Genomic DNA, 2,237 nt, shown 5'->3' on the forward strand with positions numbered 1-2,237 from the left:
TCCGAAGACTCTCGTTTTACAGAAGTATTAGACACATCTGGTGGACAAATCATAAATGCAGCAAAGACTTGGGACGCTCCTCTACAAGATGAAGTTGACTATATTTTTGGTAAACCAAAAGGAACTCCTCAAGATTGGAATGTTCACATAATCAACTTGAAAGGACTAGCAGATGATTTATCCCCGTTAGTTCTAGGCGCTCTTCTCGAAATGTACGCAGAAGTACTCTTTAAGCGTGGGCAAAATAATAGCTACCCAACGTTACTCTTATTGGAAGAAGCTCATCAATATCTGCGTGACCCTTATGCTGAAGATGCAAATCAATTAAAAGCTTATGAGCGATTGGCTAAAGAAGGTCGCAAGTTCGGTTGCTCATTACTAGTTAGTACACAGAGACCATCAGAACTTTCTTCTACTGTTTTGGCCATGTGTTCCAATTGGTTATCATTGAGATTAACTAATGAACGAGATCTCAATGCATTACGACATGCTATGGAAAACGGAAATGAAACTGTATTAAGCGAGATATCTGGTTTACCTAGAGGAGATGCTGTGGGATTTGGCTCCGCATTCAATATTCCAGTGAGAATGACAATTGATGAGGCAGTACCTGGACCAGCCTCAACAGATGCCAATTTTGCTGAGGTTTGGAGTGATGGGGAATCATCAAATTGATTGAATACTAGAACTAAGCTTTTTACTAATTGCCCAAATCCAGCTTATCCGAACCAGATGGTGTAGAGCAGTAATTCTAAGTAATTTCTGTCCAAAAATAATTTATAAATTGCTTACTATAGCCCATGCATTAGCCATTAAAGAAGCTCACTCATTTCTGGCACACTGTTGGCTTGCTCTAGCAAGTATTCACACTCTGTTTGGATGAGTGAGACGCATAGTTCTATGTGTTCACGTTCTCGATCCTCGATTCCTTGAGCTTCGGTAAGTTCAATCGCTTCCTTCAGGGTGTTTTTTATAGCACCAACGGTTTCTACCATTATGGAAGCCATTTTGGTGCCTGAATAACCCAGCAGAGCGCCGAATTCAGCTAAATCATAGCTGGTGATAGGGCGTTTGAAGTTACCTTTTGGCGGATTTTGAAAGTCTTCACTTTCCCAATCTCCAATCGACATTGCAAAATATTGAGGGATACTGGCGGCACGCCCCTCATCAGCAGACAACTTACCGCTTCGTGAGTTGCGTTTTGTTCCCTCTTGAGCGATTGCTTCTATGTTTACTAAATCATAAAAAGGGGTCAGTTCCAGGCCTTTAGGGGTGACGAAGAAGCTAATATTTTTACCATGGGCATCGTAGTTTAGCGTTACTAGATTAAAGAGCATCCATTGGGTGAGCTTTAGGTTAGTGATGACCGTGTCTATGGTTTTGACGCACAGTAGGCGTGGGAAAGAAACGCCATCACGCATATATACGCCATCGCCTTCATCCCCATTCTGACGCTCGTATTTGTAACCTGGTGGTAAGTCAGTTGCCTGACAGCCATCAATCACATGTTTTCGTTGAACGACATCACGAGTCGCGATATAGGCACGATCGAACCGCTCAATTATCAGTGTCCTAGTCTTCCCAATGCGAGTTAACTCAACATTAGCGACGTCCAAACCTGCTAGCTTGGCTAATGTCATGCAAAAGAACTCATTAACAGCAATACACGGTGCTTTACCGCTTTCAAATTTCAGAATGTAGTTCGAACTTAATTTGCCTTCACCAAACCCCCACTCATCACCGCGCTTAAGTAAGTTTAACTTGTTTTGAACACCAGCAACCGAAAGGCGAACCTTACCGTCCCAATACACTAATGGCGCTAGATTTCGCTCTAGTCGTTCTATTAGTTCATCATCAGGTACAGATCTAAAGCTGGTTTCCCCAGGTTCTGAGCCTGGAACTCGAAAAGATAGTGCGCCAGATGTTTCCGCACCAAGCTTACGAATCAGCCCGAATGTATTGCTTTTGGAGATAGTGGTGTTTTGTATCATCTCCTCAAAGGCTTCTCCTTCAGGAAGGAGATTTCTGAGGTAGTTCTCAATACTACGTGGCGAAGCCCGATCATCGAAAGGGATGTGTGGCGAAATCGGGAAACCAGTGTGTTTCCATTCATCTTCATAGATGAATGAGAACTCTGTTTCTGTTCCGACAGGAAGAATCAAACGACCAATTTTGGTATTCGTACCGATAAACACGTCTAACTGTTGTAACTTACTCATACCAACCGTCCTCATTGC

2 protein-coding genes are annotated in these 2,237 nt (G+C 42.8%); one reads left to right on the plus strand and one right to left on the minus strand.

Annotated elements, in window-relative coordinates; all coding sequences use genetic code 11:
• Positions 1-675, plus strand: a 675-nt coding sequence (locus SU60_RS12355; RefSeq protein WP_041155767.1) for an ATP-binding protein, incomplete at its 5' end; no start/stop codon positions are given.
• Between the two features lie 137 nt (positions 676-812).
• Here the strand turns inward: SU60_RS12355 and SU60_RS12360 are convergent.
• Complete coding sequence (locus SU60_RS12360) at positions 813-2,219, minus strand: HipA domain-containing protein (RefSeq protein WP_041155768.1); 1,407 nt, start codon at positions 2,217-2,219, stop codon at positions 813-815.
• Positions 2,220-2,237 lie beyond the last annotated feature (18 nt).

Origin of the sequence: Vibrio mytili (assembly GCF_000830505.1) — a bacterium.
In the GTDB taxonomy this organism is placed as follows: domain Bacteria; phylum Pseudomonadota; class Gammaproteobacteria; order Enterobacterales; family Vibrionaceae; genus Vibrio; species Vibrio mytili.

Coding starts and splice junctions, on each gene's coding strand:
- SU60_RS12360 (WP_041155768.1), bottom strand. CDS start 2,219: ATGAGTAAGTTACAACAGTTAGACGTGTTTATCGGTACGAATACCAAA.